This window comes from Luteibacter sp. P4_E6, from assembly GCF_056401535.1.
The window spans coordinates 1-1267 of sequence record NZ_JBFUJE010000815.1 but is presented as its reverse complement, the minus strand read 5'-3'; the positions used below and the strand labels follow the sequence as shown (position 1 = coordinate 1267).

At 67.9% G+C, this 1267-nt stretch carries 1 protein-coding gene; it reads left to right on the top strand.

All coding sequences use genetic code 11. The features are described 5' to 3' along the window. On the top strand, nt 1-1267 hold a 1267-nt coding region (locus AC1DT2_RS23725), incomplete at both ends, for a phospholipase D-like domain-containing protein (RefSeq protein WP_477299140.1).

Sequence of the window (1267 nt, the reverse complement as noted above, 5' to 3'; positions counted from 1 at the left end):
CGTATTCGTCGAGAACTACATCATCCGCGACGACAGCATCGGGCAAGCGTTCCGCGCCGCGCTCGTCGAGCGCGCTCGCGCCGGGGTTTTCGTGGCTGTGATCGGCGACTGGGTCGGCTGTCTCGGCCAGTCACGCGCGTCGTTCTGGAACGAACTCCGCGCCGCGGGCGGCCACGTGCGCATTTACAACCCACCCAGGCTCGGCAGCTCGTTCGGCTGGGTCAGCCGCGACCACCGCAAGGTGCTCACCGTGGATGGCGAGGTCGGCTTCCTGTCCGGCGTCTGCCTGAGCGAGAAGTGGCTGGGCGATCCAGGGCGCAATGTGTCGCCCTGGCGCGATACCGGTGTGATGATTCACGGCCCGGCGGTCGCGGAAATCGAACACGCCTTCGCCGACAGCTGGCAGCAGGCCGGCGAGCCGCTACCCGACGATGAACGCCTGCGGCCCACGGCGGACAGCAAGGACGCCGGTGAGGTCTCGCTACGGCTCATCGCGACCCAGCCGAGCACCGCCGGCATGTATCGCCTCGACCAGATGGTCGCCGCCATGGCGCGCAAGACTCTCTGGCTCACCGATGCCTATTTCGTGGGGGTTGCACCGTACGTGCAGGCCCTCGCCGCCGCCGCACGCGATGGCGTGGACGTGCGTCTCCTTGTACCAGGCACCAGCGACATCCCCATGGTCGCCGGGATGTCGCGCTCCGGCTACCGCCCGTTGTTGAAGGCCGGTATCCGCGTGTTCGAATGGAACGGTTCGATGCTGCACGCGAAGACGGCCGTCGCCGACGGGCGCTGGGCGCGCGTGGGCTCGTCCAATCTCAATATCGCCAGCTGGCTGAGCAACCGTGAAATCGACGTAGCGATCGAGGACAACGGATTTGCCGGAAAGCTCGAGGCGCAGTACGAAGCGGACCTCGAGAACGCCACGGAAATCCTCCTGCGTGGCCGCCGGCGCCGCTCCGGCAACGAGCGCATGCGTAGCCGCTCGCCCCGCCCGCCGCGGCCACGCCATACGGGGGGYAGCTCCAGCCGTGCCGCCGCCGGTGCGTTGCGCCTGGCTAACACGGTAGGCGCGGCCCTGACCGAGCATCGCGTGCTGGGAGATACAGAAACCGGGCCGCTCATCGCCGGCGCTATCTCGGCCACCGTGCTCACGGTCATCGCGATCTTTTGGCCAGCAGTGATCGCCTGGCCGCTCGCGTTGATCGGCGCGTGGTTCGCGGTGAACCTGTCGGTAAGCTGGTGGAAGCTGCGCCAGAAGCGCAAG